The sequence below is a fragment of the Lonsdalea quercina genome, assembly GCF_900107885.1.
Classification (GTDB): Bacteria; Pseudomonadota; Gammaproteobacteria; order Enterobacterales; family Enterobacteriaceae; genus Lonsdalea; species Lonsdalea quercina.
This window is the reverse complement of the sequence record NZ_FNQS01000002.1, coordinates 351,263-376,745: the sequence shown is the minus strand read 5'-3', so window position 1 is coordinate 376,745 and position 25,483 is coordinate 351,263. Positions and strand designations below refer to the sequence as shown.

The 25,483-nt window shown below is 57.8% G+C and carries 24 protein-coding genes; 12 read left to right on the top strand and 12 right to left on the bottom strand.

From position 1 onward, the window contains the following. Nucleotides 1–24: 24 nt before the first annotated feature. Entirely contained in the window at nucleotides 25–774 is a 750-nt protein-coding gene (locus tag BLU64_RS04580; protein ID WP_026742621.1) for a GntR family transcriptional regulator, read from the bottom strand. A gap of 382 nt (nucleotides 775–1,156) precedes the next feature. Here BLU64_RS04580 and BLU64_RS04575 point away from each other — a divergent pair, with 382 nt between their 5' ends. Further along, nucleotides 1,157–2,071 carry a LysR family transcriptional regulator gene (locus BLU64_RS04575; protein WP_026742620.1) on the top strand — a complete coding sequence of 305 codons (915 nt, stop codon included), beginning with the start codon at nucleotides 1,157–1,159 and terminating at the stop codon, nucleotides 2,069–2,071. Nucleotides 2,072–2,151: 80 nt separating this feature from the next. On the opposite strand, the gene fabI is transcribed toward BLU64_RS04575, so the two are convergent. From fabI to pspF, 7 genes are all read right to left on the bottom strand, one after another. Continuing rightward, the gene (gene fabI / locus BLU64_RS04570) at nucleotides 2,152–2,940 is read right to left on the bottom strand and encodes an enoyl-ACP reductase FabI (protein ID WP_026740265.1); all 789 of its coding nucleotides are present in this window, start codon (nucleotides 2,938–2,940) and stop codon (nucleotides 2,152–2,154) included. Nucleotides 2,941–3,093: 153 nt separating this feature from the next. Further along, the gene (gene sapF / locus BLU64_RS04565) at nucleotides 3,094–3,909 is read right to left on the bottom strand and encodes a putrescine export ABC transporter ATP-binding protein SapF (RefSeq protein WP_026742619.1); all 816 of its coding nucleotides are present in this window, start codon (nucleotides 3,907–3,909) and stop codon (nucleotides 3,094–3,096) included. Continuing rightward, nucleotides 3,909–4,901 carry a putrescine export ABC transporter ATP-binding protein SapD gene (gene sapD, locus BLU64_RS04560; protein ID WP_026742618.1) on the bottom strand — a complete coding sequence of 331 codons (993 nt, stop codon included), beginning with the start codon at nucleotides 4,899–4,901 and terminating at the stop codon, nucleotides 3,909–3,911. Before sapD ends, sapF begins: the two co-directional genes overlap by 1 nt. Before the next feature lie 15 nt (nucleotides 4,902–4,916). Further along, on the bottom strand, nucleotides 4,917–5,807 hold the full coding sequence (gene sapC / locus BLU64_RS04555) for a putrescine export ABC transporter permease SapC (RefSeq protein ID WP_026742617.1): 891 nt from the start codon (nucleotides 5,805–5,807) through the stop codon (nucleotides 4,917–4,919). Next, nucleotides 5,794–6,759, bottom strand: coding sequence for a putrescine export ABC transporter permease SapB (sapB, locus tag BLU64_RS04550; RefSeq protein ID WP_074728001.1), 966 nt, complete (start codon nucleotides 6,757–6,759; stop codon nucleotides 5,794–5,796). The genes sapC and sapB overlap by 14 nt, the downstream gene beginning before the upstream one ends. Then, nucleotides 6,756–8,444: an ABC transporter substrate-binding protein SapA gene (sapA, locus tag BLU64_RS04545; RefSeq protein WP_026742615.1), complete on the bottom strand. Its 1,689-nt coding sequence runs from the start codon at nucleotides 8,442–8,444 to the stop codon at nucleotides 6,756–6,758. The genes sapB and sapA overlap by 4 nt, the downstream gene beginning before the upstream one ends. A gap of 130 nt (nucleotides 8,445–8,574) precedes the next feature. Then, nucleotides 8,575–9,564, bottom strand: a complete 990-nt coding sequence (gene pspF, locus BLU64_RS04540; RefSeq protein ID WP_026742614.1) for a phage shock protein operon transcriptional activator — start codon at nucleotides 9,562–9,564, stop codon at nucleotides 8,575–8,577. A gap of 223 nt (nucleotides 9,565–9,787) precedes the next feature. Here pspF and pspA point away from each other — a divergent pair, with 223 nt between their 5' ends. From pspA to tyrR, 7 genes are all read left to right on the top strand, one after another. Further along, a complete protein-coding gene (gene pspA, locus BLU64_RS04535; RefSeq protein WP_074727999.1) occupies nucleotides 9,788–10,453 on the top strand; it encodes a phage shock protein PspA in 666 nt (221 codons plus the stop codon). Nucleotides 10,454–10,516: 63 nt separating this feature from the next. Further along, the gene (pspB, locus tag BLU64_RS04530) at nucleotides 10,517–10,744 is read left to right on the top strand and encodes an envelope stress response membrane protein PspB (protein ID WP_026742612.1); all 228 of its coding nucleotides are present in this window, start codon (nucleotides 10,517–10,519) and stop codon (nucleotides 10,742–10,744) included. Continuing rightward, the gene (pspC, locus tag BLU64_RS04525) at nucleotides 10,744–11,100 is read left to right on the top strand and encodes an envelope stress response membrane protein PspC (protein ID WP_026742611.1); all 357 of its coding nucleotides are present in this window, start codon (nucleotides 10,744–10,746) and stop codon (nucleotides 11,098–11,100) included. The genes pspB and pspC overlap by 1 nt, the downstream gene beginning before the upstream one ends. Nucleotides 11,101–11,256: 156 nt before the next feature. After that, a complete protein-coding gene (locus BLU64_RS04520; RefSeq protein WP_074728058.1) occupies nucleotides 11,257–12,654 on the top strand; it encodes a YcjX family GTP-binding protein in 1,398 nt (465 codons plus the stop codon). Continuing rightward, nucleotides 12,651–13,691, top strand: coding sequence for a YcjF family protein (locus BLU64_RS04515; RefSeq protein ID WP_026742609.1), 1,041 nt, complete (start codon nucleotides 12,651–12,653; stop codon nucleotides 13,689–13,691). The genes BLU64_RS04520 and BLU64_RS04515 overlap by 4 nt, the downstream gene beginning before the upstream one ends. Before the next feature lie 101 nt (nucleotides 13,692–13,792). Further along, entirely contained in the window at nucleotides 13,793–14,914 is a 1,122-nt protein-coding gene (locus BLU64_RS04510) for an MFS transporter (protein ID WP_081825701.1), read from the top strand. A 216-nt stretch (nucleotides 14,915–15,130) separates the two neighbouring features. Then, nucleotides 15,131–16,705 carry a transcriptional regulator TyrR gene (gene tyrR / locus BLU64_RS04505; RefSeq protein WP_026742608.1) on the top strand — a complete coding sequence of 525 codons (1,575 nt, stop codon included), beginning with the start codon at nucleotides 15,131–15,133 and terminating at the stop codon, nucleotides 16,703–16,705. Nucleotides 16,706–16,892: 187 nt separating this feature from the next. On the opposite strand, the gene BLU64_RS04500 is transcribed toward tyrR, so the two are convergent. Next, nucleotides 16,893–17,429 carry a GNAT family N-acetyltransferase gene (locus BLU64_RS04500; protein ID WP_026742607.1) on the bottom strand — a complete coding sequence of 179 codons (537 nt, stop codon included), beginning with the start codon at nucleotides 17,427–17,429 and terminating at the stop codon, nucleotides 16,893–16,895. A 42-nt stretch (nucleotides 17,430–17,471) separates the two neighbouring features. Continuing rightward, the gene (locus tag BLU64_RS04495; protein WP_074727997.1) at nucleotides 17,472–18,350 is read right to left on the bottom strand and encodes a helix-turn-helix transcriptional regulator; all 879 of its coding nucleotides are present in this window, start codon (nucleotides 18,348–18,350) and stop codon (nucleotides 17,472–17,474) included. Nucleotides 18,351–18,467: 117 nt separating this feature from the next. Between BLU64_RS04495 and BLU64_RS04490 the strand changes: the two genes are divergently transcribed. Next, nucleotides 18,468–19,925: an MFS transporter gene (locus BLU64_RS04490; protein WP_026742605.1), complete on the top strand. Its 1,458-nt coding sequence runs from the start codon at nucleotides 18,468–18,470 to the stop codon at nucleotides 19,923–19,925. A 54-nt stretch (nucleotides 19,926–19,979) separates the two neighbouring features. Here the strand turns inward: BLU64_RS04490 and tpx are convergent, their stop codons facing one another. Further along, nucleotides 19,980–20,483, bottom strand: a complete 504-nt coding sequence (tpx, locus tag BLU64_RS04485) for a thiol peroxidase (RefSeq protein ID WP_074727995.1) — start codon at nucleotides 20,481–20,483, stop codon at nucleotides 19,980–19,982. Between the two features lie 433 nt (nucleotides 20,484–20,916). Here tpx and BLU64_RS04480 point away from each other — a divergent pair, with 433 nt between their 5' ends. Together BLU64_RS04480 and zntB are read left to right on the top strand one after the other, a co-directional pair. Next, nucleotides 20,917–22,533, top strand: a complete 1,617-nt coding sequence (locus BLU64_RS04480) for a peptide ABC transporter substrate-binding protein (RefSeq protein WP_026742603.1) — start codon at nucleotides 20,917–20,919, stop codon at nucleotides 22,531–22,533. 95 nt (nucleotides 22,534–22,628) lie between these two features. Continuing rightward, entirely contained in the window at nucleotides 22,629–23,618 is a 990-nt protein-coding gene (zntB, locus tag BLU64_RS04475; protein ID WP_026742602.1) for a zinc transporter ZntB, read from the top strand. A 315-nt stretch (nucleotides 23,619–23,933) separates the two neighbouring features. Here zntB and ttcA read toward each other — a convergent pair whose 3' ends face one another. Further along, the gene (gene ttcA, locus BLU64_RS04470; RefSeq protein WP_026742601.1) at nucleotides 23,934–24,872 is read right to left on the bottom strand and encodes a tRNA 2-thiocytidine(32) synthetase TtcA; all 939 of its coding nucleotides are present in this window, start codon (nucleotides 24,870–24,872) and stop codon (nucleotides 23,934–23,936) included. Nucleotides 24,873–25,166: 294 nt separating this feature from the next. Here ttcA and BLU64_RS04465 point away from each other — a divergent pair, with 294 nt between their 5' ends. After that, nucleotides 25,167–25,472 carry a putative hemolysin gene (locus tag BLU64_RS04465; protein WP_074727993.1) on the top strand — a complete coding sequence of 102 codons (306 nt, stop codon included), beginning with the start codon at nucleotides 25,167–25,169 and terminating at the stop codon, nucleotides 25,470–25,472. The last annotated feature ends 11 nt before the right edge of the window (nucleotides 25,473–25,483 follow it).

Here is a 25,483-nt window from a genome sequence, read left to right as displayed (position 1 = left end):
CGGAAGTGAACAAAAACGACAGGGCTACGGCGTGAATAAAGGCCGCAGCGGCGCGTCGAGGGTAAAGGCATAGCGCCGCTGATTGTAATACACGTTGGAAAGCTCGAAGGGCCGCTCGTCAGCGAAAAAAGCGACGACGCTCGCGCGCAGCACCGGTTCGTCGCGTGCCAGCCCGAGAGCTTCCAGCACATCGACGGAAGGTAGCTCGGCGAAAATCTGCTTATGGCTGCCGACGGCGTCGTAGCCTTTGGATTTAAGGTAAGCGTACTTGGACTGATTCAGATCGTGTTCGCTCAGGTCGGGAAACAGGGACTGAATCATCCAGGATTGCTCATACACAAACGGCGTGCCGTCAATCAACCTCAGGCGCACCATGTAGTGAACCGGCGTCTCTTGGTCTATGCGCAGGGCATGAGCTACCTCGGCGGTGGCGGGTTGCTGAGAAAAATGGCGTAGTTGGTTGACGATCTTGCGCTGCGTGCTGTTGGCGACTTCGCTGGAGGTCAGATGCTGGTCCAGCGGCAGCTGCACCTTTATCCGGGTATCCGGCTGGGCGACGAAGGTGCCTCGTCCGCGATAACGTTCGACCAGTCCTTGTCGCACCAGGTAGTCGACGGCTTTGCGCGCCGTCATGCGCGAAACCTGATATTGCTGACACATTTCCGCTTCGGTGGGGAGTGGGTCGCCGGGTTTCAGCGTGTTGTCATGGATCTGACGGGTCAGGATCTGCTCGATTTGCAGATAAAAAGGAACAAAGGAATGTTTATCAATCATCTTAATTCTTCCCTCCCGTTCGTTTCAGCAGCGTTGATAGTATAGGGGGATAGTTATCTATACAAGTTTTGGCTTTTTTCCTACAAATCCACGATATACCTCAGGGAACCGTGTTTTGAATTCGGGCATCATGCTTCTAAAATGAGCGTGCAAAGAGACCTATTCCTCCCATGTGGTTGTCAGCGTCACTCTCCTTCATGGCGTCATTCATTAGACAGACTCATGCAACACGATTATGACCTGCTGAGAGATGCCTTCGCTCGGTGTGAATACCTTGAATTGAGCGCCCGGCGTTTAGGCAACCCGTAAAATGAAAAGGGGGGGCTGGCGCGACTCGAAGGCAGCGGTTTTCCACCGAGCTTAACGTTTAGGAACTACGAAAATCGATATCAAACAACTTATCTACCTGTGCAATCTGGAAAAGGCACGCCACTTTGGCCGTGCGGCCGAAGCCAGTTTTGTGAGCCAGCCTACGCTCTCCATGCGACTTAAAAATCTGGAGCGTGAACTGGGTTTGTCGCTCATCAACCGCGGTAATAATTTCAACGGTTTCACCGCGGAAGGCGAACGCGTGCTGACCTGGGCGCGCGAAATGGTGATGGTCTATCAAGGGCTGAAGCTGGAAGTCGATGCCCTGAAACGCGGCACGAGCGGGCTGGTGCGCCTCGGTGCCGTCCCGCAGTGTGGTATCGCGGTGTCACAAATGTTAGCCGATGTGCGTCGTGTCTATCCGGAATTGGCTTTTCAGGTGTCGCTGTTCAGCGCCGATCGACTGCTGGAGGCGCTGCAGGCGCATAATGTGGACGTCGGGATCGGCTTTTTCGAACCCGCGCTGCTCGAGGCGCCGCGTTTCCAGGTCAGCTCGCTGGGCGCGCCGCATATGGCTTTGTTATTTAATCCGCAGCATTTTCCTTCGCTACAGGGCGATACGCCGCTTTCGCTGGCTGATGTCGCCGAACTACCGCTGTGCCTGACGGACACCGGACGCTATTTGCGGGGATATCTGGATTCGCTCTGGCAGGACGCCGATGTGACGCCCAATGTGGTGGTAGAAAGCGACTCGGTCTTGCAACTGATACAAAGCGTATTCGTGGGTCTGGGATGCGGTATTGTGCCTCAGGGCAGCCTGCTGCCGGAAATGACGCCGCAGCTGGCGTGGCGCGACCTGACGTTGCCATTGATGCCGCGCACGACGGCCGTGGTGATTTCCGAGCCGGGGAGAGCGACGGCCTTGGCCCAGCATTTCTTCAACGTGGCGGCGGCGTGGTTAGCACGGCAAAACGCAGGATGTGAATAGAACGGGAAAAACAGGGTGTTAGATAGGCGGGGGTAAGGGCGAGAAAACAAGCGAGCCCGTAGGCTCGCTTGCCGGAGGGATTAATCCAGCTCCAGCTCATTCATCGCAGCGATGTTGAAACCGCCGTCGACGTGCAGAACTTCGCCAGAGATCCCGGCAGCCAGATCGGAACACAGGAAGGCGGCGGAGTTGCCGACATCTTCGATGGTCACAACGCGGCGGATCGGCGTGACGGCTTCGCAGTGAGACAGCATCTTTTTGAAGTTTTTAATGCCGGACGCCGCCAGAGTCCGGATCGGACCTGCGGAGATTGCGTTCACGCGCACGCCCTGAGCGCCCATGGCGTTCGCCATGTAACGCACGTTGGCTTCCAGAGACGCCTTCGCCAGACCCATCACGTTGTAGTTGGGGATGGCGCGCTCTGCGCCCAGATAGGACAGCGTCACCAGAGCGGAATTCGGGTTCAGCATCTTGCGGCACGCTTTCGCCATCGCGACAAAGCTGTAAGAGCTGATGTCGTGAGAGATGGAGAATCCTTCGCGCGTCACGGCATCGACGTAGTCGCCGTCCAGCTGGTCGCCCGGTGCGAAGGCGATGGAGTGCACGAAGCCATCAAAGGTCGGCCACACTTTCGCCAACTCGGTGAACAGCGCTTCGATGCTGGCATCTTCCGCAACGTCACATGGCAGAACGATGTTGGAACCGAGTTCGCTGGCAAAACCTTCTACGCGAGACTTCAGTTTGTCGTTCTGATAAGTGAACGCCAGTTCGGCGCCTTCGCGTTGCATCGCCTGAGCGATACCGAATGCGATGGAGCGGTTACTGGCAACGCCCGTTACCAGAATGCGCTTACCATTAAGAAAACCCATAGCAGTATCCTTGTGATCATTATTGCTGCGATCGCCGTTAAAGAATTATTGGTTAATGGCGACCGGTGTGAATAAACCGGGCGATTCTAGCATGAGTGATGCCATATGTAATACTTTGGTCATCACTGCGGCTTTGTGCCCGGGCTGGGTATATTAAAGAACGCCGCCGTCGCTTCGCCAGGCGTCGGCGCTCAATGCTTCGCCAAAATGGCTGGCGATCAGGCGCTTGGTTAAATCGTGCAACGGGGCCGCCAAAACGTCAGCGGTACTGCCGCGTTCCACGACTTCGCCGTTATGCATCACCAAAATCTTATCGCTGATGTGTTTCATCATGCCCAGATGCTGGGTGACGTAGATGTAGGAGATGCCGTGTTTTTCCTGAAGCTCCAGCATCAGATTGATGATTTGAGAACGCATGGACATATCCAGAGACGCCAACGCCTCGTCAGCCACAATCACTTTCGGTTGCAGAATGAGCGCGCGCGCTAGCCCGACGCGCTGTTTCTGACCCGGCGCCAGCGCGTGCGGGTAATACGAGGCATGGTCAGCGCGCAGGCCGACCTGACGCAGCGCCAGATAGACGGCCTTTTCCCGCTCTTCCGGACTGAGCTGCGTATTCAGCCGCAGCGGCAGTTCCAGCAGCTGACCAATACGCTGACGTGGATTCAGCGCGTTGCCGGCATCCTGAAAAATCATGCGAATACGCTGGCTGCGGTAGCCGTAATCGCCATATTTCAGCGGATGGTCGTCGATCACCAGCTGGCCTGAGGTTGGCGGAATGACGCCTGCCAGCATTTTCGCCAGTGTCGACTTCCCGGAACCATTCTCGCCGATAATCGCCAGCGTTTGCCGCTCGCGCAGGGTAAAACTCACCGACTTGACCGCCTCGATGTGCTGCCGCCGGAACAGGCCGGTGCGATAGCGAAACGTTTTGGTGAGATTGCGGGCTTCGAGCAGGGTCTCCACCATCAGGATTCCTCCATATTGAGCGGGAAGTGGCAGGCATACCAATGGTTTTTCGATACGATCAGCGGCGGCGTGATCATGCATTCGCGCTGTGAATAAGGACAACGCGGACCAAGACGACACCCGACCGGCAGATGCTCCAGCGACGGGATCGCGCCGGGCAGCGTATTCAACCGGCTTTTGTGGGGAAGCGCGCGGCCGAAGTCCGGCATTGCGCGGATCAACGCCTGAGTGTAGGGATGGTGCGGGGTGCTGATGAGTTCGCTGCTCAGCGCGCTTTCAACGGTCTGCCCGCAGTACAGTACGTTGATGCGGTTAGCCCATTTACTCATCGTCTGCAGGTCATGGCTGATCAGCAGGATCGTCGTGTTGTTGTTTTGGTTAAGCCGCGACAGCAGGCGGAATATCTGCGCTTGCGTGGTGGCTTCCATCGCATTGGTTGGCTCATCGGCGATCAGGAGCCGGGGCTGATTGGCCAGCGCGATGGCGATCATGACTTTCTGGCACTCCCCTTCGGTCAGCTCATAGGGGTAGCTGCGCATGATGTCCTTGTGGTCCTTGATCCCTACCCGGTGCAGCAGCGCGACGGCGCGGCGTTTACGCCAGTTCAGGCGCTGCCACCAGCGCCCCTTGTAGGTCCAGCCGGGAATAGACTGAACCAGCTGACGCCCGATTTTAGCGGACGGGTCAAGACATGACTGCGGCTCCTGGAAGATCATCGACAGGTTGTGACCCACCAGTTTGCGCCGTTGTCTGGGCGTGAGCTTGAGCATGTCAATGTTGTCAAAGCGGAAACGGTCGGCGGTTACGCGCCAGTTGTCTTTGGTGATGCCGCAGATCGCTTTGGCGATCAGGCTTTTCCCCGACCCGGATTCCCCCACCAGACCGCGGATTTCGCCTTCGCTCAGGCTGATGCTGACGCGATCGACAGCCTTGACCGGCCCTTCGGCGGTCATGAATTCGATGGTCAGATTACGAATGTCCAGTAATGGCATACCTTTTTTCCACCACTATTCGGTTTGTGCCAGCAGAGAACGGCGCAGGCCATCCCCCAGCAGGTTGACGATCAGCACGCTCAGGGTAATCGCGCCCCCGGGCAACATGACGGTCCAGGGCGCGGCGTAAACCAGCTCCAGCGAACTTCCCAACAGCGTTCCCCACTCGGTCGTAGGCAACTGCGCGCCCAGATTGAGAAAGCCCAGCGCGGCAATATCCAGAATGGCGACCGACAAGGCGCGGGTGAATTCGCTGACCAGCAACGGCAAGATATTGGGCAGCACGGCATACCAGATGATATAGCGCGTGGATGCGCCATCCAGACGCGAGGCGATGACGTACTCTTTTTCTAGCTCGTCATGCACGGCGGTGTATATGGTGCGCACCATCCTCGGTAACAGCGCCAGCCACACGGCGAGCATGGCGTGCTCAAGCTTCGGGCCGATAAAGGCGATGACCACAATCGCCAGCAGCAGAGAGGGGATGGAGAGCAGGGTATCCAGAATATGATTCAGGATGGCGGAGCGCAGTCCGTGGGTCACCCCCGCCAGCAGACCGACCAGAATGCCGAATAGCGCCGCACCCAGCGTGACCAACAGCGCGGAGCCGATGGTCGGGGCCGTGCCGCTCAGCAGTCTGCTAAGCAAGTCGCGTCCTAAATCGTCGGTTCCCAAAAAGAACGAGACCTCGCCGTAGTGCGACCACGACGGCGGCAACAGCTGATAGCCGAGGAATTGCTGGTCTACGGCATAAGGGGCGAGGGTGCTGCCGAACAGACACAGCGCAATCAGCATCAGAAAGCCGTAAAACCCGATCATGGCCAGGTGATCCTGTTTGAACATGGTCCAGGTATCACGCCAGCGGCTGGGCTGATGTTTTTCGCGGTAGATGTTATCGGAGAGCATACCATTCCTTGTGTTTCAACGGGTTAGCCATCGCCCCCCAGATATCCGACAGCACGCCGATAGAGGAAACCATCATACCAATCACCATGACGCCTCCCGAAATCGCAGCGTAGTCCTGCTGGCGAATGGCGTTCACCAGCCAGCGTCCTGCGCCCGGCCAGCTGAACACCACTTCGGTAATCATCGCCAGCGTCAGCATGGCGGAAAACTGCAGTCCCAGCTTGGGAATGATGGGCGGCAACGCGTTGTGCAACAAATGACGGCGAATGATGGTGGTACGCGACAGTCCCCGCGTGTAGGCCGCCTTGATGTAGCTTTTGCCGATAATTTCGGTAGTGCTGATCCGCATCAATCGGAACACTTCCGTCGTCGGGGCGACGGACAGCACTGATACCGGCAGAATCAGGTGGCGAACGGCGCTCATCATCATCTCGTCGCGGTAGGGGGACTTCGCCAGCCAGGCGTCAATCAGCGAAAACCCGGTGACGCGCGGCACCTGATAGAGCAAGTCAAAACGGCCGGAGACCGGCAGCCAGCCCAGATGCAGCGAAAAGAACAGCGTCATCAATAGCGCCAGCCAGTAGACCGGCAGCGAGAATCCCAGCAGCGCCAGCCCGCTCAGAATCTTATCCTGCGTTTTGTTTTGCAGGATGCCTGCGGTGATCCCCAGCACGATACCAATGACCAGCGCGAGCGAAAAGGCCAGCACGCACAGCTCTATCGTGGCGGGCAACACCTCTTTCAGCTGTTCGCTGACCGGTTGTCCGTTGATGCTGGACAGCCCGAAGTTCCATTGGAACAGGCCAACGATATAGAAGCGGTAGGCGTCAAACAGCGCTACGCCTCGCAGCGGGGCGTTCGGCGTGAAATAGAGCAGGCTAAAGCCGACCAGCGTCAGCAGAAATAGCGTCACCACCAGCAATAACAGGCGGCGCAAGGCATAGATAATCACGGCGCGACTCCTTCCATCGGCGGCAATTCCGGAAGTGCAGGCTGCGGCGCATCGCTTTCGCGGTAGACTCCGGCGAAAGAGGTATTGCCGAAGGGACTGAGCACCAACCCTTTCATATCATAACGATAGGCCTGCATGCGCAGCGAGGACGCCAGCGGCAGCACCGGCAGCTGGTCCGCCAGAATTTGGTGCGCCTGCTGGTAGTAATCGATGCGCTTGGAGAGCTGTTGCGACGAAAGCGCGTCCTGCAACACTTGATCGAATCCGCTATCGCACCAGTGGGCATAGTTGGTTTGCGACCGGATGGCGGCGCAGCTGAGCAGGGGGCGGAATACGCTGTCCGGATCGTTGCTGTCCGTGGCCCAGCCGGCGAGGGTCAGGTCGTGATTCATTTCCATCAGGCGCGCTTCCTGAAAGCGGCCCTCGACCGGTATCAGCGTCACTTCAACGCCCACCTGGGCCAGATCGGCCTGAATCAGCTCCGCGGTTTTCACCGGACTGGGGTTGTAGGACTGTGATGTGCTAGGCACCCACAGCTGAAGGTGCAACTGATTCACCCCCAGTTCCTGAAGCATCCGACGGGACTTCTCCGGATTGTACGCGGTGATCTGCGCCTCGCTGTTATAGGCCCATGACGCGCGAGGCAAAATGGAGGCGGCGGTTTCCGCCGTGCCGTAATAAATCGACTGCATCAGGCGGTCATTATTGATTGCCAGCGCCAGCGCATGGCGGACGCGAGGGTCGTCCAGCGGCGGCTTACGCACGTTGAACGCCAGATAGGCGACGTTCATGCCAGGGCGCAGCGACAGACGCAGGCGAGGGTCGTTACGTAGGATGCTGAGCTGACTGGCGGCCGGATAGGCCAGGACATCGCACTCGCCGGTTAGCAGCTTGGACAGCCGTCCGGTGCCGCCCGCGCCAAGGTCAAACACCACCTGTTCCATGCGCGGTTGACCGCGCCAGTAGTCGTTATTGCGCCGCAGACGCACAAACTGTCCGTAGCGATATTCGTTCAGCATGTAAGGGCCGGTGCCGACCGGTTGGCGGTCGATCAGCTCCTTTTTATCCTGCTTTTGCAACTGTTGGGCATATTCAGCCGACAGGACCGGCGCGTAGTGTGTCGCCAGGTGCCACAGGAACGACGCGTCCGGTTTGTTAAGACGGATCTCAATGGCGTAATCGCCGATTTTGCGAATACTCTGCACCGTATCGGCGAACTGCAGGCTGTCGAAATAGGGGTATTCGCCGCCGTTGATGTCGTGAAACGGGTGATGTTCATCCAGCATTCGTTCGAAGCTGAACAGCACGTCGTTTGCGTTCATGGCGCGGGTGGGCGCAAACCATGCGGTGTGTTGAAACGGGACATCGTGGCGCAGCGTGAAGCGGTAGGTCGCGCCGTTGTCCAGCACTTCCCAACGTTGGGCCAGCTCAGGAACCAGGCGATAGGTATAGGGGTCCACGCCGAGCAGGCGATCGTACAGCTGTGCGGCGAGGGTATCCACCATCGCGCCACTGCGCGCCATCTGCGGGTTGAACGTCGTCAGTTCGTCGTTGACGCAATACACGAAGCCGCTGCTGCGAATATCTTCCGGCGGCGTCGGGCTTGGCGTGGGCGGCAACGGTGCAGCCAGCGCGGAACCTGTTAACCAGGCCAACGCTAGCGCAAGAGTATATTTTCCAGACATACGGGAGTTTTCAGGCAATATGCGATAGACAGAGTGTAACGCACTCTGCGTCTCGTCCCAATTCCTTGTCGCCAACCGTCGCCTTTTTCACCATCGTGCGGGCTTGCTTTTTCCATCGGCAGGTCGAGATTTAAAGCTCATTGACCGTGATGGCGTGCTTTTTCAGCAGTCCGCGCAGCTGATGGTAGCTCAGTCCCAGCATCTCGGCGGCCTTGCGCTGGTTGAAGCGGGACTGAGCCAGCGCTCGCTGCAACAGTTGCTGCTCCTGCTGACTCAGCCAGCCGCGCATATCCAGCGGCAGCGCGGGCAGGGTGTCTGGCGCGGTGTCCGGCACCGAGAGAGGCGCGCTCGGTTGAAACGGGTTGATGATGATATGGTCCAGCGGTTCGCTGCTGGTGCCGTGGCGATAAACGGAGCGTTCCACCACATTTTTAAGTTCGCGTACGTTGCCGGGCCAGCTGTAGTCGAGGAGGGTGCGTTGCGCGCGATCGGTCAGCCCAGGGAAAAGCGGAAGTCCCAGCTCCCGGCACATCTGAACGGCAAAATGCTCCGCCAGCAGCATGATGTCCTGCTGACGCTGGCGCAGCGGCGGAAGCTGAACCACGTCGAACGCCAGGCGGTCCAGCAGGTCGGCGCGAAATTTCCCCTGCGCCGCCAGCGCGGGAAGATCGTCGTTAGTGGCGCACACCAAACGCACGTCGACCTGCAAAGATTGTCCGCCGCCCACGCGTTCCAGCACGCCGTATTCGATGACGCGCAGCAGTTTCTCCTGCACCAGCATCGGCGCGGTCGCCAGTTCATCCAAAAACAGCGTGCCGCCGTCGGCGCGTTCGAAACGGCCGAGATGACGCTTTTGCGCGCCGGTGAATGCGCCGGCTTCATGGCCGAACAGCTCCGAGTCCAGCAGGTTTTCATTTAAGGCGGCGCAGTTAAGTGAAATGAACGGCCCTTGCCAGCGGGGAGACAGGTAGTGCAGGCGGCTGGCGATCAGCTCTTTGCCGGTACCGCGCTCGCCGATCACCAACACCGGTTTGTTGAGCTGCGCGAGCTGGGAAACCTGTTCCAGCATTTCGAGGAAGCTGTTGGCTTCCCCCAGCAGCGAGTCTTGTTCGTAGGCCACCTGATCACCTTGTGATATTGACTAACTGTTAGCGAATTTAACCAGCATAGCAGTCGCGCGTCATTCCGTAAAAAATAATAATGCTTTTAAATTCAGTTAACTATTTCTGTTTGCGACATTGGCACGGATATTGAAATACCTGACGAAGAGAACGTGACCCGATACACCGGGGCGGATCCAACGGGCGTACTAAGACGCCGGAAATTATCAAGAGGATAACACTATGGGTATTTTTTCTCGTTTCGCCGACATCGTTAACGCCAACATCACCTCCTTGCTGGACAAGGCGGAAGATCCCCAGAAGCTGGTTCGGCTCATGATTCAGGAAATGGAAGACACGCTGGTCGAAGTGCGTTCCACTTCAGCGCGAGCGCTGGCGGAGAAAAAGCAGCTGGCGCGCCGCATCAGCCAGGCTCACGCCCAACAGACGGAATGGCAGGAAAAAGCGGAGCTGGCGCTGCGTAAAGATAAAGAAGATCTGGCTCGCGCCGCCCTGATTGAGAAGCAGAAGTTGACCGAACTCATCGCCGTGCTGGAGCAGGAAGCAGAGAACGTCGATGAAACGCTGGAGCGCATGAAGCGTGAAATCGGCGAGCTGGAAAATAAACTGACCGAAACTCGCGCACGCCAGAAAGCGCTGACGCTGCGTCATCAGGCCGCCAGCTCTTCGCGCGATATTCGCCGTCAGTTGGATAGCGGTAAGCTGGATGAGGCGCTGGCGCGCTTCGAGCAGTTTGAACGTCGGATCGACTCCATCGAAGCCGAAGGTGAAAGCGTCGGTCTGGGTAAGCAGAAAACGCTGGATCAGCAGTTCACCGAGCTGAAAGCGAACGATGAAATCGACGCGCAACTGGCGGCGTTAAAAGCTAAAGTAAAACCTGCGGAGTAACCGCCAGGGCTGTCGCCGTCGGCGGCAGCCTGAGATACGCATCATGATTATTAAGGAGAGAAAATGGGCGCCTTGGTTCTGACGATGATACCGCTGACCATTTTTCTGCTATTCGTCGCTCCGCTCTGGCTTTGGTTGCATTACAGTCAGCGAAAAAACCGTGCTCAGTTGGGGACGGCGGATATGCAGCAGCTGCACACATTGACGCAAGACGCGCAGCGTATGCGCGAACGTATTGAGACGCTGGAAGAGATTCTGGATGCAAAACATCCGAACTGGAGACAATCCTGATGAGACTGAACCGGAGTGCTAAAAAGCTGTATCTGATGCCGGAAGAGGGCATGATCAAAGGCGTTTGCGCCGGACTGGCCCACTATTTCGACGTGCCGGTGAAGCTGATCCGCCTGATTGCCGTGCTGTCGATCTTCTTTGGCCTGTTCTTCTTTACCGTCGTGGCGTATATCGTGCTGAGCTTTATTCTGGATCCGGCGCCGCCTGCCGCTTACGGGACGCCGGACGCCTCTCCCAACCAACTGTTGGATCAGGCGGATGCGCAGCTGATGGAAAGCGAGCGCCGTCTGCGAGATATCGAGCGCTACATCACTTCAGAAACTTACGGCGTGCGCAGTCAGTTTCGCCAGATGTAATCCTATCTGCCACGGTTAAGCCTGCGCTAACGCCGTGGCCTATCTATGACCCCGACACGTGCGCTTTCGCATTTTGCCGTCGGGCACCATAATAGCGTTGACCTATTATCTTCCTTAGAAGCGACACACAGGGAAAGGAGCGTCATGGCAAATCCCCTGAATCGACTGCAGCAAGACATCGGCGCGCTGATGAATCGCGGCGTCGACCGTCATCTGCGTCTGGCCGTCACTGGCCTGAGCCGCAGCGGAAAAACCGCGTTCATCACGGCGCTGGTCAATCAACTGTTGTCGGTGCATAACGGCGCGCGTCTGCCGCTGTTTTCGCCCGTACGCGAAAACCGTTTGCTGGGTGCGCGACGCATCCCGCAGCGTGATTTGGGCGTACCGCGCTTCGCCTACGACGAAGGCATGGCCGCGCTATACGGCGAGCCGCCGGACTGGCCGACGCCGACGCGCGGCGTCAGCGAGATTAGACTGGCGCTGCGCTACCGCTCCAATGACTCGCTGCTGCGGCATTTCAAAGACAACTCCACGCTGTATCTGGAAATCGTCGACTATCCGGGGGAGTGGCTGCTGGACCTGCCGATGTTGGAGCAACGTTATTTGGACTGGTCCCATCAGATGAGCGGACTGCTTCAGGGCGAACGGCGCACGTGGGCGCAGCCTTGGCTGTCGCTGTGCGAACAGCTGGATCCCTTAGCGCCTGCGGATGAGAACCAACTGGCGGCGGTGGCTCAGGCCTACACGGATTATCTGTTGCGCTGCAAACGGGAAGGCCTGCACTTTATTCAGCCGGGCCGACTGGTGCTGCCCGGCGATCTGGCGGGCGCGCCGGTACTACAATTCTTCCCTTGGCCGCAGAGCCGCGACGGGCAGGAGTCCGCGCTGGCGCAGGCTGACGCATCGACCAACATAGGCATGTTGCGTCAGCGTTTTGATTACTACTGTCAACATGTGGTGAAGGGGTTTTATAAGCAGCACTTCGTGCGCTTTGACCGCCAGATTGTGCTGGTGGACTGCTTGCAGCCGTTGAACAGCGGCGTGCAGGCGTTTAACGACATGCGCCTGGCGCTGACGCAGCTGATGCAGAGCTTTCATTACGGCAAACGCACGCTGTTTCGCCGCCTGTTCTCTCCCTGTATCGACAAGCTGATATTCGCCGCGACAAAGGCGGATCATATCACCACCGATCAGCACGCCAATCTGGTGTCGCTGTTGCAGCAGTTGGTACAGGACGCCTGGCAAAACGCGGCGTTTGAGGGCATCAGCATGGAGTGTGCCGGGATTGCCTCCGTGCAGGCGACGCAAAGCGGTCTGGTCGACCACCAAGGGCAGAAAATTCCCGCGCTGAAGGGCCATCGGCTCAGCGATGGGGAGCCGCTGACGGTCTATCCCGGCGAAGTGCCGTCACGTCTTCCGGGACCGGCATTCTGGCGCGAACAAGGGTTTCATTTCGATGCCTTTCGACCGCCGGAAATGAGCATTGATACGCCGCTGCCGCATATTCGCCTGGATACGGTGATGGACTATTTACTGGGGGATAAAATGCGATGACTGAACCGCTTAAACCACGAATGAGGTTCGAAGAGGCGTCGCCGATGGACTTGCCGCCGACGTTGCGCCCCAACGTGACTTTCGACGAGGAGAACGCTCATCAATTCACGCCCACGCTGACGGAAAACGAGCAGGAAGAGGGGGGGGCGGAAGCCGCCGTCAGCCGCGCGTTGCGTCCACGCCGCAGCCTGTGGCGGCGCATGGCGATGGCTGGCGTCGCGCTGTTTGGCGCCAGCGCCGTCGCGCAGGGCATACAGTCGCTTCACCATGCGTGGCTGAATCAGGACTGGATTTCTCTCGGCGGTATCGCCGCCGGAACGCTGATCGTCGGCGCGGGGGTTGGCTCGCTGGCGATGGAGTGGCGTCGGCTATACCGCCTGCGCCAACGGGCGGAGGCGCGCGACCGCGCCGCCGAGTTGTTGCACAGCCACGGGATGGGCGCGGGGCGTGAATTTTGCGAACAACTGGCGCGGCAGGCGCAACTGGACCACGGACACCCGGCGATGCAGCGATGGCTTGCCTCGCTGCATGAAACCCACAACGACCGGGAAGTGGTGGCGCTGTACGCGGAACTGGTGCAGCCGGTGCTGGACGTGCAGGCGCGGCGAGAAATCAGCCGATATGCAGCCGAATCCGCCCTGATGGTCGCCGTGAGTCCGTTAGCGTTGGTGGACATGGCTTTCATTGCCTGGCGCAACCTGCGGCTGGTCAATCGGATCGCCGCGCTATACGGCATTGAATTGGGCTATTTTAGCCGCATTCGCCTGTTTCGTCTGGTGCTGCTCAATGTCGCTTTCGCCGGCGCATCCGAGCTGGTGCGTGAAATCGGAATGGACTGGATGTCGCAGGATCTCGCAGCCCGACTGTCCGCGCGCGTCGCTCAGGGGTTGGGGGCCGGGCTTCTGACCGCGCGTCTCGGCATCAAAGCGATGGAGCTGTGCCGCCCGTTGCCGTGGCTGGACGATAAGCCGCGCCTGGGGGATTTCCGACGCGAGCTGGTCGGCCAGCTGAAATCCACGCTCGCCGACAAAAAATAATTCGCCTGACCCCGAGCCGCCAACGGTGATCGCAGGAAGGGAAAAGCGTATATTGCATCCACGATGACACCAGGCTGTTCGCCTTTTCATGTGATGCCACTATGCGTAATAACCGACTGCGGTTGCCGCTTCTGATCCTTTTCGCTTTGCTTGCCCTCGCGCTCAATTTGCGCAGCCCCCTAACCGCGATTGCGCCGGTTATCGACCAAATTCGCGCCGATCTTCACATCAGCGTGACCCTCGCGGGGCTGCTGACCACGATCCCCGTGCTGTGCTTCGGCCTGCTGACGCCGTTGGCGTCGCTACTCATCTCTCGCATGGGCATAGAGAGGGCGATTATAGTGTCCCTGATTGGCGCGACGGTGGGGACGCTGCTGCGGCCTATGGGCGGCGTCACGATGGCATTGGCGGGGACGTTGACGATCGGCGCGTCACTGACCGTCGGCAATATCGTCTGCCTGATGGTGATCGCCCGGGACTTCCATCAGCGGCGCAATATGGCCACTGGACTGTACACGGCGGCCATTAATGTCGGCACTATGTTGACTTCCGCGTTGACCGCGCCGCTGGCGCTGCTGTTTGGCTGGCGGGTGGCGCTGGGGATCTGGTGCGTGCTGGCGATAGTGGCGCTGGCGGTCTGGGGACGCGTGATTCAACGCAAACGCGGCGCGCGTCAGCCGGAGAGCGGCTCCGTCCCGATCAAGGTTCAAATTAGCCTGTCGCCGTTGCCGTCGCTCACGTTCTGGCGTCAGCCAATTCTGTGGTATCTGGTGACGGCCTTCACCGTTCACCTTTTCATCTACTACGGCATGACCGCCTGGCTGCCCGCCTACTTAACGCAGGAAGCGGGAATGAGCCTTGCGGAGGCCGGTCTGATCGCCTCGGTCTTCCAAATCACGGCGCTAATCGGTTCGTTCGGCGTACCGATGGTGGCCTCGCTATGGCGCGTACCTCGGGCATTCTTGCTGGCGATCGTCGGCGTATTTTGGATGCTGACGCCGGCGGGGATGTATTACTGGCCGCATCAATGGCCGCTTTGGTCGTTGGCCAGCGGTATCGCGCAGGGCGGCGGCTTTACCGCGATTTTCATGCTGATCATGGACCACGCGCGCGATCTGGATGAAAACCGTCGCTTTTCTTCGGCCGTACAGGGCGTGGGATATTCTCTGGCGTCGGTGGGACCGCTGGTGACCGGCGGGCTTCATACGTTGTTCGGCAACTAGGCCGTCAGCTTCCTGCTGCTGTCCGCACTCTCTATCCTGATGCTGGCGATGGGAGGGGCGATCGCCCTGATGAAGCGGCGTGATGCGCCGCCGCCAGAACACGCCAGGCCTGAGTAGAGTGTCAACTTTTGCTGACACTCTGCTTCATCCGACGACGGCGAATAGGGTATCATTCGGCTTTCGTCCCCCCGCGCGCCTGAAGAAGAAGGTATGTTGATGCGTCTGGAAGTTTTTTGTAAAGACCGTATGGGTCTGACTCGTGAACTGTTGGATCTGCTGGTGCTGCGCAACATCGATCTGCGCGGTATAGAAATTGCCGCTGCCGGACGAATCTATCTCCACGTTGATTCGCTGCGCGTCGAAGATTTTCGGGCGCTGATGGCGGACATCCGGCGTACGCAAGGCGTCAGCGATGTCCGCACCGTTTCGTTTATGCCTTCCGAACGCGAGCATCGCGCGTTGAAAGCGCTGCTGGAATCCATGCCCGAGGCCGTTCTGTCCGTCGATCTTAAAGGTCGCGTCGAAATGATGAACGCCGCAGCGCTGACGCTGTTTGGGCAGACGGCGGATAAAGTCTCTCAGTTGAACATCAACCAATTAATTGGCCGCTACGCCTTTAACCGCTGGCTGGAGCAGGGCGCAAAATCGGAAACGGAGCGCGTCGTGGTCCGCGGCCGGGATTTCCTGTTGGAGGTTACGCCGGTCTATCTGAACGACGAGAGCGGAGATTCAATCGCCTCAGGTGCGCTGATCATGCTCAAATCCACGGCGCGGATGGGGCATCAGCTACAAAATTTGTCCGCGAACGACGACCGCGTTTTCGACACTGTCGTTGCCGTCAGTCCGACAATGCGTCAGGTGATGGAGCGGGCGCGTAAGCTGGCGCCGTTGGATGCGCCGCTGCTGATCGTCGGCGAAACCGGCACCGGTAAAGACATGCTGGCACGCGCTTGTCATCTGCGTAGCCACCGCTCCGCTCAGCCCTTTCTGGCTCTGAACTGCGCGGCTTTGCCGGACGACGTGATGGAAAGCGAGCTTTACGGCCATGCGCCGGGCGCTTATCCGAATGCGCTGGAAGGCAAAAAAGGCTTCTTCGAGCAGGCGAACGGCGGATCGGTGCTGCTGGATGAGGTCGGCGAAATGTCGCCCCAAATGCAAACCAAGCTGCTGCGTTTTCTCAACGATGGGACGTTCCGACGGGTGGGGGAAGAGCACGAGCTGCACGTTGACGTGCGGGTGATTTGCGCTACGCAGAAGAATCTGTTGGAACTGGTGCAGCGCGGCCAGTTCCGGGAAGATCTTTATTACCGCCTGAACGTGTTGACGCTGGAGCTTCCGCCTTTGCGGGCGTGTCCGGAAGACGTCATGCCGCTGGTCGAGCTGTTCGTCGCGCGTTTTGCGGACGAACAGGGAATGCGTCATCCGCGCATCGCGCCCGAAGTGCGACAACTTCTGCCCCAATATGGCTGGCCGGGCAACGTGCGGCAGTTGAAAAATATCATTTACCGGGCGCTGACCCAGTTGGACGGCGACACGCTGACTCTGCAGGATATCGACTTACCCGCGTTCTCCTCTGCGCTGGCGCACAGCGAAACGCTGCTGGAAGGTTCACTGGATGACATCACCAAACGGTTCGAACGCTCCGTTCTGACTCGCCTTTACCAGAGCTATCCCAGCACGCGCAAGCTGGCTAAACGACTGGGCGTATCCCATACTGCTATCGCCAACAAGCTGCGCGAGTATGGGCTGAGCGCACGTAAAGCGCCGGGCGACGAGGAGTCATCCTCCTAAAGGTTGCGACGTGGCAGTACGTCCTGACGGTTCGCTGATTTCCTTTACCGTGATGTGTCGTCCGCCATCTCATCGGCATGAGCCAAGACCTTGCTCCTCGTCGGCCGCACGGCGACCTGAATCCATCACTCTTTTCAGTCTGTGAGAGGTCGGCGGGCAAGACTGTCGCGTCTCTCTTACCCACGCATTAACGCGTAGGGATCAGCGAGTACATGGCGGCGTCGGTGGGGTGGCCGTGGATGACCAGACGGTTGTAAGCGATGCCTTCGAAACGCGCTCCGGCTTTTTCTGCGATGCGGCGGCTCGGCAGGTTGTGTTCAGCCGCGATAATCTCCAGTCGGGTAAGCCCCAGCTGGTCGAAACCGAAAGCGGTGATCGCCTTTACGGCCTCGAGAGCGATCTGCTGCCCTTGCTCGGATTGACGCACCCAATAGCCGATGTTCCCCATCTGATAGCCGGATTGAATGCTGTTGATGCCGACGGAGCCCATCAGCCGCCCGGAGTTTTGTTCAATGATGGCAAGGTCAAACGCCATACCTTCCTTAATCCGCAGCGCGCTCTGGGCGACCCAGCGTGACATCTCGGGGATGCTGTATTCATCGGTGCACCAAGACAGCCAGCGCCCAAGGGTATCTTTGGACTCACGTACGGCCTCAGCGAGCTGCGGGATATCGTCCGGGGTGAAAGGGCGAATAAAAAAACGGGGCGTGATTAACGGAAACATGGTGCATTCTCCTGCTTTTCGATAGGACGCAACCTCGGCGTTTCAGACGGGGAAATCCAGCCGGGCCAATTTTTCCAGCATCTGTTTATCCTGCGCCTCAGCGGGCATGTAGACCAGCATGCGATCGCCGTTATGGCTGGCCGTCCACCAGTTGATCTGCCGCAGAGAAATGACGCCCAGCAGCGGATGCTGGAAACGCTTCACCTTGTTTATCACGCCCTGTATTTCATAGCGTTGGTGCCAAAGCTGGCGAAACAGCTCTGATTCGTTCAGGCAGCGCTGCAACAGCGTTTCCCATAGCGGTTCACCGCTGTGTTCCACCAGCCGCGCTCGAAACATGGCGACCATGTTGGGAAGAAATTCCTGCAAGTCCGCCAGGCCTTTCTGCCAGTCAGGGTGCGTGAAGGCCAGATAGATGCAGTTACGATCTTCATGCGGGATCTGATTCAAATCGATATTGAGCAGCCGGCACCAGGATTGATTGAAGCCCAGAATGCTGAAGCGGGCGTTGACGATGACGGCGGGATAAGGGTTAAGCTGGTCCAGAATTGTCTGGCTGTCTTCGTTGATTTTCTCGCAGCTGGCGCGCACTGTTGGCGAAAAGGGCAGTTCTGCCAACATGAACAGGTGCCGGGTCTCCACCTCGTTAAACTGTAGCGCTTTGGCGATCGCCAGCAGCGTTTTTACGGACGTTTTGATAGGGCGTCCCTGTTCCAGCCAGGTGTACCAAGTGATACCGACATCCGCCAGCAGGGCGACGTCTTCTCGACGCAGCCCCGGCGTACGCCGCTTACGCGGGGTAGACAGCCCTAACCGCTCCGGGTCCAGACTCTCTCTGCGTGTGCGCAGGAATTTCCCCAGCGTAAGCCTGCGGTTTTGTTCGGTACTGTCAGGAAGGGGGGCCGTGGTTAGTGCTGACATATCAAGGACTCCGCGCCAGACAGGTGGAATTTATACCAGGATAATCAAGAACTGGTACCCGTTTTCATTAACCACGATGCTAGCGCTCGTGGATAACGAATACAATGGGTACACACAATGAAGCAAGGATCACCATTACATGGGTTGAGTCGTCTCGGGCTGGTGGTATTACTGGCCGGGCAACTCCTGCCGATGATTGATTTTTCCATCGTTAACGTCGCTCTGGAATCTATCGCCCGTTCGCTCTCCGCGAGTCCGGCGGAACTGGAGCTGATTGTCGCGGTTTACGGTGTAGCGTTCGCCGTCGCGTTGGCGATGGGCGGACGTCTGGGCGATAACCTCGGGCGGCGGCGGATTTTTATGGCAGGCGTAGCCGTGTTCGGCGTGGCCTCGCTGTTATGCGGTATTGCGCAGTCCGTATGGCTACTGCTGTTTGCGCGGACGCTGCAAGGGATTGGCGCCGCGCTGTCCGTCCCGCAAATCCTGGCGACGATCCATGTCTGCCTGAGCGGACGGCGGCATGCCCGGACGTTAGGGCTCTACAGCGCCATCGGCGGATTGGCCTTCATCATTGGACAAGTGCTGGGCGGAACCCTGCTGAAGCTGGATATTGGTGGATACGGCTGGCGCAGCGCCTTTCTGGTGAATTTGCCGTTCTGCCTGCTCATTCTGATTTTTGCGCCGTTTTGGGTGCCGAACACCCGTAGCGATAAGCGCAAGGCGATTGATTTTCCCGGCACCGTATTGCTGGCGCTGGCCCTGTCATGCCTGCTGTTTCCTCTGGCTTTGGGGCCGCTATGGCACTGGCCCTTGAGCTGTATCGCGACGCTGGCGGCGAGCTTTGGCCTGTTTCCGCTGTTGTGGTGGGTTGAACGACGTCAAGAGCGACGTCGGCAGGAGCCTTTACTGCCTCCCGCGCTGTTCCGCCTTTCCAGCGTTCGTTTCGGTTGCGCCATTGCCCTGCTGTTTTTCTCCAGCTGGAGCGGCTTCATGTTTATCGTCGCCTATGTACTGCAATCCGGCGCCGGATTTTCGCCTCTGGAATCTGGCAACAGCTTCATCGGGTTGGGGACGGCGTATTTCATTGCCTCGTTGCTTAGCAGCCGGGTGACGGAACGCAAGGGCAATATTCCTACCTTAATGATCGGCAGCGCTATCCAGATGAGCGGACTGCTGCTGCTCATGGCCACGCTGGCTTTGGTCTGGCCTGAGCCAACGCTGTGGACGCTATTGCCCGCGACCTGTCTGATCGGGTTTGGTCAGGCTTTTATCGTCAGCAGCTTTTATCGCATTTTTTTATCGGATGTACCGCTATCTCATGCAGGATCGGGCGGCGCGCTGTTGTCCACGGTACTGCAGACGGCGATGGGAATGGGGCCTATCGTTTTAGGCTCCGTGCTGGTTCATCTGCTGCATAGGTTTCAGGGACGCCATGACGTTGCGCTGATCGCCTCGTTGGGCGTGGAGTGGAGTGTGATGTTGCTGTTGGTGGTTGGGGCATGCTGGATGCATCGACGAAACAGGCGGTCCGAAACGAATCAAAGTGAGAGGAAAGCTCTGGCTGTGGGCGAGTGAGGAAGAGCAGCACCCCGGCGCGGTCGGCCGGGATGCTGAGGCAGGGGATTCCGCTTATTTCAGGGAAGCCAGCGCCTTATCGTAGTTTGGTTCAGTCGTGATTTCGTCGACCAGTTCGCTGTGCAGCACAACGTCATTTTCATCCAGCACAACGACGGCGCGCGCCGTTAATCCCTTCAGACCGCCATCGGCGATAGCAACGCCGTAGTTTTCTTTGAACTCGGCGCCACGCAGCGTGGAGAGCACGTCCACGTTGTTCAGCCCTTCTGCGCCGCAGAAACGCGCCTGAGCGAAAGGCAGATCCGCAGAGATGCACAGTACGACGGTGTTGCTCAGCTCAGAAGCCAGCTGATTAAATTTACGCACGGAGGTCGCGCAAACACCGGTATCAATGCTCGGGAAAATGTTCAGGATTTTACGTTTGCCCGCGTAATGGCTCAGCGGAATATCAGAAAGGTCTTTTGCCACCAGTGAGAAAGCCTTGGCCTTGCTGCCTACAGCGGGGAATTCGCCGGAAACCGGTAGCGGTTGACCTTGGAAGTGTACATTCTTTGACATGGTTGCGTCCTTTATTACAGGTGGTTAACAAGGTGTTCAGTGTAGGGCAACATTATCAACATTGGTATAAAAAAGTAAGTCGACTTAAGACGACCTAAGTCTCGGTTAAGTCACGTTTTAACCTTTTCCTCGGCGGAATAGCAGACTTTTAGCGCGGTATCCTTTTCCCCAAGGGCCATGCAGCGATGCTGCGGGGACCTTATCGATGAATGTTTGGATTTGGCGTCATTCCGATAGGCAAAATCTGATTTCAAGCTATGATAATGCATCGCCCGAAAGGGGGATTTATGTCGTTTTTCAGAGGGATCCGTAGAGAAAATACCGTGATAGAAGAAATGTTGACCTCAGCGCTGAATGACCGATTTTTACAGGTTCGTTGGGGCCGGTATCTTTTGCGACCCGCGCAGCAGCTATTTTAAGGAACGAACACATGATGCCATTTCGCTATTCCGCCCTTTGCGCCGGACTGCTGGCGACGCTGACCGGCGCCGTCAACGCCGCGCAGGTTCCCGCCGGCACCGTGCTGGACGTCAAACAAGAAGTGGTCCGCCATATCAAGGATGAACCCGCCTCTCTGGACCCGATCAAAGCCGTCGGATTGCCTGAAATTCCGGTGATACGCGACCTGTTCGAAGGGCTGGTGAATCAGGATGAGCACGGCAATCCCGTTCCCGGTGTGGCAGAGCGCTGGCAGACCAGCGACAACCGCACGTTTACGTTTATCCTGCGCAATAACGCACGCTGGTCCAACGGCGATCCGGTCACCGCGAAGGACTTTGTCTACAGCTGGCGTCGTCTGGTCACGCCGGCCAACACCTCCTCATTCAGCTGGTTCGCTAGTCTGGCCGGGATGGTCAACGCCGACGAAATTCTGGCGGGTAAATTGCCTCCCGACCAACTGGGCGTCGTCGCGATGGATGACCACACGCTGAAGGTGATGCTGAGTCGGCCGGTGCCGTATTTCGTCAATCTGATGGCGAACTTCAGCCTGTTTCCCGTCCATCGGGCCACGGTGGAAAAATACGGCGCTGACTGGACTCGCCCCGGCCACCTAGTGGGCAATGGCGCGTTCAAGCTGGACGAACGCGTGGTCAATGAAAAGTTGGTGCTGACGCCGAACGAAAACTATTGGGATCATGCTCACACGGTCCTGCGCAAAGTGACCTATCTGCCGATCAGTCAGGAGTCTAACGCCGCCAAGCGCTATCTGGCCGGCGATATCGACATCACCGAATCGTTTCCAAAAAACCAGTATCAAAAACTGTTGAAGACGCTGCCGGGTGAGGTATATACGCCTCCTCAATTGGGCACCTATTACTATGCTTTCAACACACAAAGAGCGCCGACCAGCGATCAGCGGGTGCGCAAGGCGTTGTCGTTTGCGATTGACCGACAGGTGATTGCTCAGAAGGTCTTGGGAACAGGCGAGAAACCGGCCTACCGTCTGACGCCGGACGTGACCTCCGGATTCACGCCGGAACAGAACGAGCTGGAGCAGTACTCGCAGGCTGAACTGGATGCGCAGGCCAAGGCGCTGATGGGCGCGGCCGGTTACGGTCCGGGCAACCCACTAAAGTTGTCCCTGCTGTATAACACGCAGGAAACCAATAAACAGGTGGCTATCGCCGTCGCCTCCATGTGGAAAAAAACGCTGGGTGTCGATGTCAAACTGGTCAACCAGGAATGGAAGACCTATATCGATAACCGAAATAGCGGTAATTTCGACGTCGTGCGTGCTTCCTGGGTCGGCGACTACAACGAACCCTCGACGTTTTTATCGCTGATGACCGCACAGCACAGCGGCAATATCTCGCGCTTCAAAAATGCGGAGTACGATCGGCTGATGAAGAACAGTGGCGGGCAGACCGACAGCCAGAGGCTGAATCAGGAGTACAATCAGGCCGAGCGAATCCTCACCCATGAAGCGCCGATTGCGCCCATTTACCAGTACACCAACGCCCGCTTGATTAAACCCTGGGTCAAGGGCTATCCCATTAATAATCCTGAAGATACGGCTTACAGCCATATGCTCTATATCACCAAACACTGATCTCGCGCGCGCCGCGGCCGGCCGCCGCGGGGTCGTTGCCGTTATGGTCAGAAACGCTAAGATAGTGACTAAGGGGAGTCAATGGGAGAAACCGAGTGGAAGCAGACGTGATTAATGGAACCGCATTGCAGCGCACGGGCGCCGTATTTTCTTATCAGTTGGATGGAAAAGGCGGCGTCATTTCCATCAAAGATAACGAAATCGTCAACAACACTCAGCCCTGCTGGCTGCATCTGGACTCTACCCAACCCGAAAGCAGCCGCTGGCTGCAGGAAACCCGGTTGTTGCCCGATACGGTGCGCGACGCGTTGTCAGGAGAAAGCGCGCGGCCCCGCGTCAGTCGGCTGGGGGAAGGCACGCTGATAACGCTCCGCAGCATCAATTACAATGGCGACGCGCGGCCGGATGAGCTGGTGGCGCTCCGCATCTACATTACCGATAAACTGATTGTCTCAACGCGCCGCCGCAAAGTGGCGGCCATCGATGCCGTGATGAGCGACTTGAAAGAAGGCAATGGCCCGACGGATAGCAGCAGTTGGCTGGTGTCCATCGCCGAGGCGCTGACTGACGATACCAGCGAGTTCATCGACCAGCTTCACGAGCGCATTATCGACCTGGAGGATGCGCTGCTGGAACAGGCGATGCCTGCGCGCGGCGAGCTATCGCTAATCCGTAAACAGCTGATTGTACTGCGCCGTTACATGACGCCGCAGCGCGATATTTTCTCTCGTCTGTCGGGGGAAAAACTTTTCTGGCTCCAGGATGATGATCGTCGCCGGATGATGGAAATTGCCGAACGGTTGGGAAGGGGACTGGAAGACCTGGACGGCAGCATTGCCCGCACTGCTGTCATCGCGGATGAGATCAACACCCTGATGGCGGAGTCGATGAACCGGCGAACATATAATATGTCGGTGCTGGCAATGCTGTTTCTACCGACGACCTTTCTTACGGGGTTGTTCGGCGTCAATTTGGGGGGCATCCCAGGCTCAGGCAGTTCGATTGGCTTTATCTCCTTCTGCATGATGCTGGTCTTTATGGTGCTAATGGTTGCGTGGTGGTTAAAACGAAGTAAGTGGATGTAAAATCCGCCAAATTTCAAGTTAGGAAATGCGATATTATCGCCCGGCACTCAAAAGAATCGTTCAACTTTGAGCAACATCAACATTCCAGAACGGCGCATACGGCAAGATTCCGGCTGCAGGTGAATGCAACGTCAAGCGATGGGCGTTGCGCTCCATATTGTCTTACTTCCTTTTTTGAATTACTGCATAGCACATTTAATTCACACCAAGCCGGCAATGTTATGCCGGCTTTTTTTTCATCTGCATCACAACGCCCCGCGCTAAAAACAAAAACGGCCGGTACAGAGACCGGCCGCTTCAGACGAATTACCGCCTTTATTTAACTTCGACGACGTCCAACCGCTGATCGGCGGGCGGCGCAATCTCATCATCCCCAGGCTGCCAGCCCAGCGGCTGTAGCGGGAATGTTTCCCGATCGAACGCCAGATCGCCGCCGTCCACTACGTCGCTGTTATGTGTGATGGATTTGAAGTCGAACAGCGTTTCGTCGGCGAGATGGGATGGCACGACGTTTTGTATGGCGGTGAACATGGTTTCGATGCGTCCCGGATAGCGCTTATCCCAGTCGCGCAGCAGATCTTTAATCACCTGACGCTGCAGGTTGGGCTGCGAGCCGCACAAATTACAAGGGATGATCGGGAAGTGCTTCGCCTCGGCGAAACGCTCGATATCCTTTTCCCGACAGAAGGCCAGCGGGCGGATTACGACGTGTTTACCGTCGTCGCTCATCAGCTTGGGCGGCATGCCTTTGAGCTTGCCGCCGTAAAACATATTCAGGAACAGAGTCTGCAATATGTCGTCGCGATGGTGGCCGAGCGCAATTTTGGTGGCCCCGAGTTCGGTGGCGGTGCGGTACAAAATGCCGCGGCGTAGACGCGAGCAGAGCGAACAGGTGGTTTTACCCTCGGGGATCTTCTCTTTGACGATCCCGTAGGTGTTCTCTTCAACAATTTTATACTCGACGCCCAGGCTGTCGAGATACTCCGGCAACACGTGCTCCGGGAACCCCGGCTGTTTCTGATCCAGATTCACGGCGACCAGCGAGAACTGAATCGGCGCGCTCTGCTGCAGGTTGCGCAATATTTCCAGCATGGTGTAGCTGTCTTTGCCGCCGGAGAGGCACACCATGATACGGTCGCCGTCTTCGATCATATTAAACGCGGCGATGGCCTCGCCCACGTTGCGGCGCAAGCGCTTCTGGAGTTTATTCAGGTTGTACTGCTGTTTGGGCGTCACCGATTGAATTTCTGACATTTCACTGTGGCTCACGTTCAGGTTTAGGCAGGGTTAGGGCATAAAGCTTATGGCGGGCAAGTTTATCATCAAGCGTCGCCACAATCGCTATCTCATTGTTCTCATCGTTTTGCATCAACGCCGGACGGCGATTTCTCCGTCATTTTAACGTGGAGAGTCGCTTCTTGGCCGTTTTGATGTGGCCTTGTTTTTCATTTTGCAAAAAACTTTCACTGCTAACGGCTTGCCGGTCTGCTAACACGCAATAAACTGTGGTAAATAGGATTGGGACTAATCGGGCGATGAGGGCGGGACATGAAGGTGTGGCAGGGGATGTTGGCGGGGATGGCGCTGGCGCTGGCCGGGTGCGGCAGCAGTGAAAAAACGGCGGAGGAGAACGCCGTCGTGCCGGCGGATGCGGTGACGTTGTCCGCTCAGGAAATAACAGCCTGGCAGGGTAAGGACTCTGCCGCGGCTGCCTGTACGCTGGCTGGCGGGCGAATTGGCTTAGCCCGCCAATTGAACGGCGCCAGCGTAGGAACCTGTCTGCTGACCAACGGACGTCGCTGCGACGCCCAGTCGCTGGAAGATGGCTCCTGCCTGGCCGGAGGATTCCGCTAGCCGATCTGTGG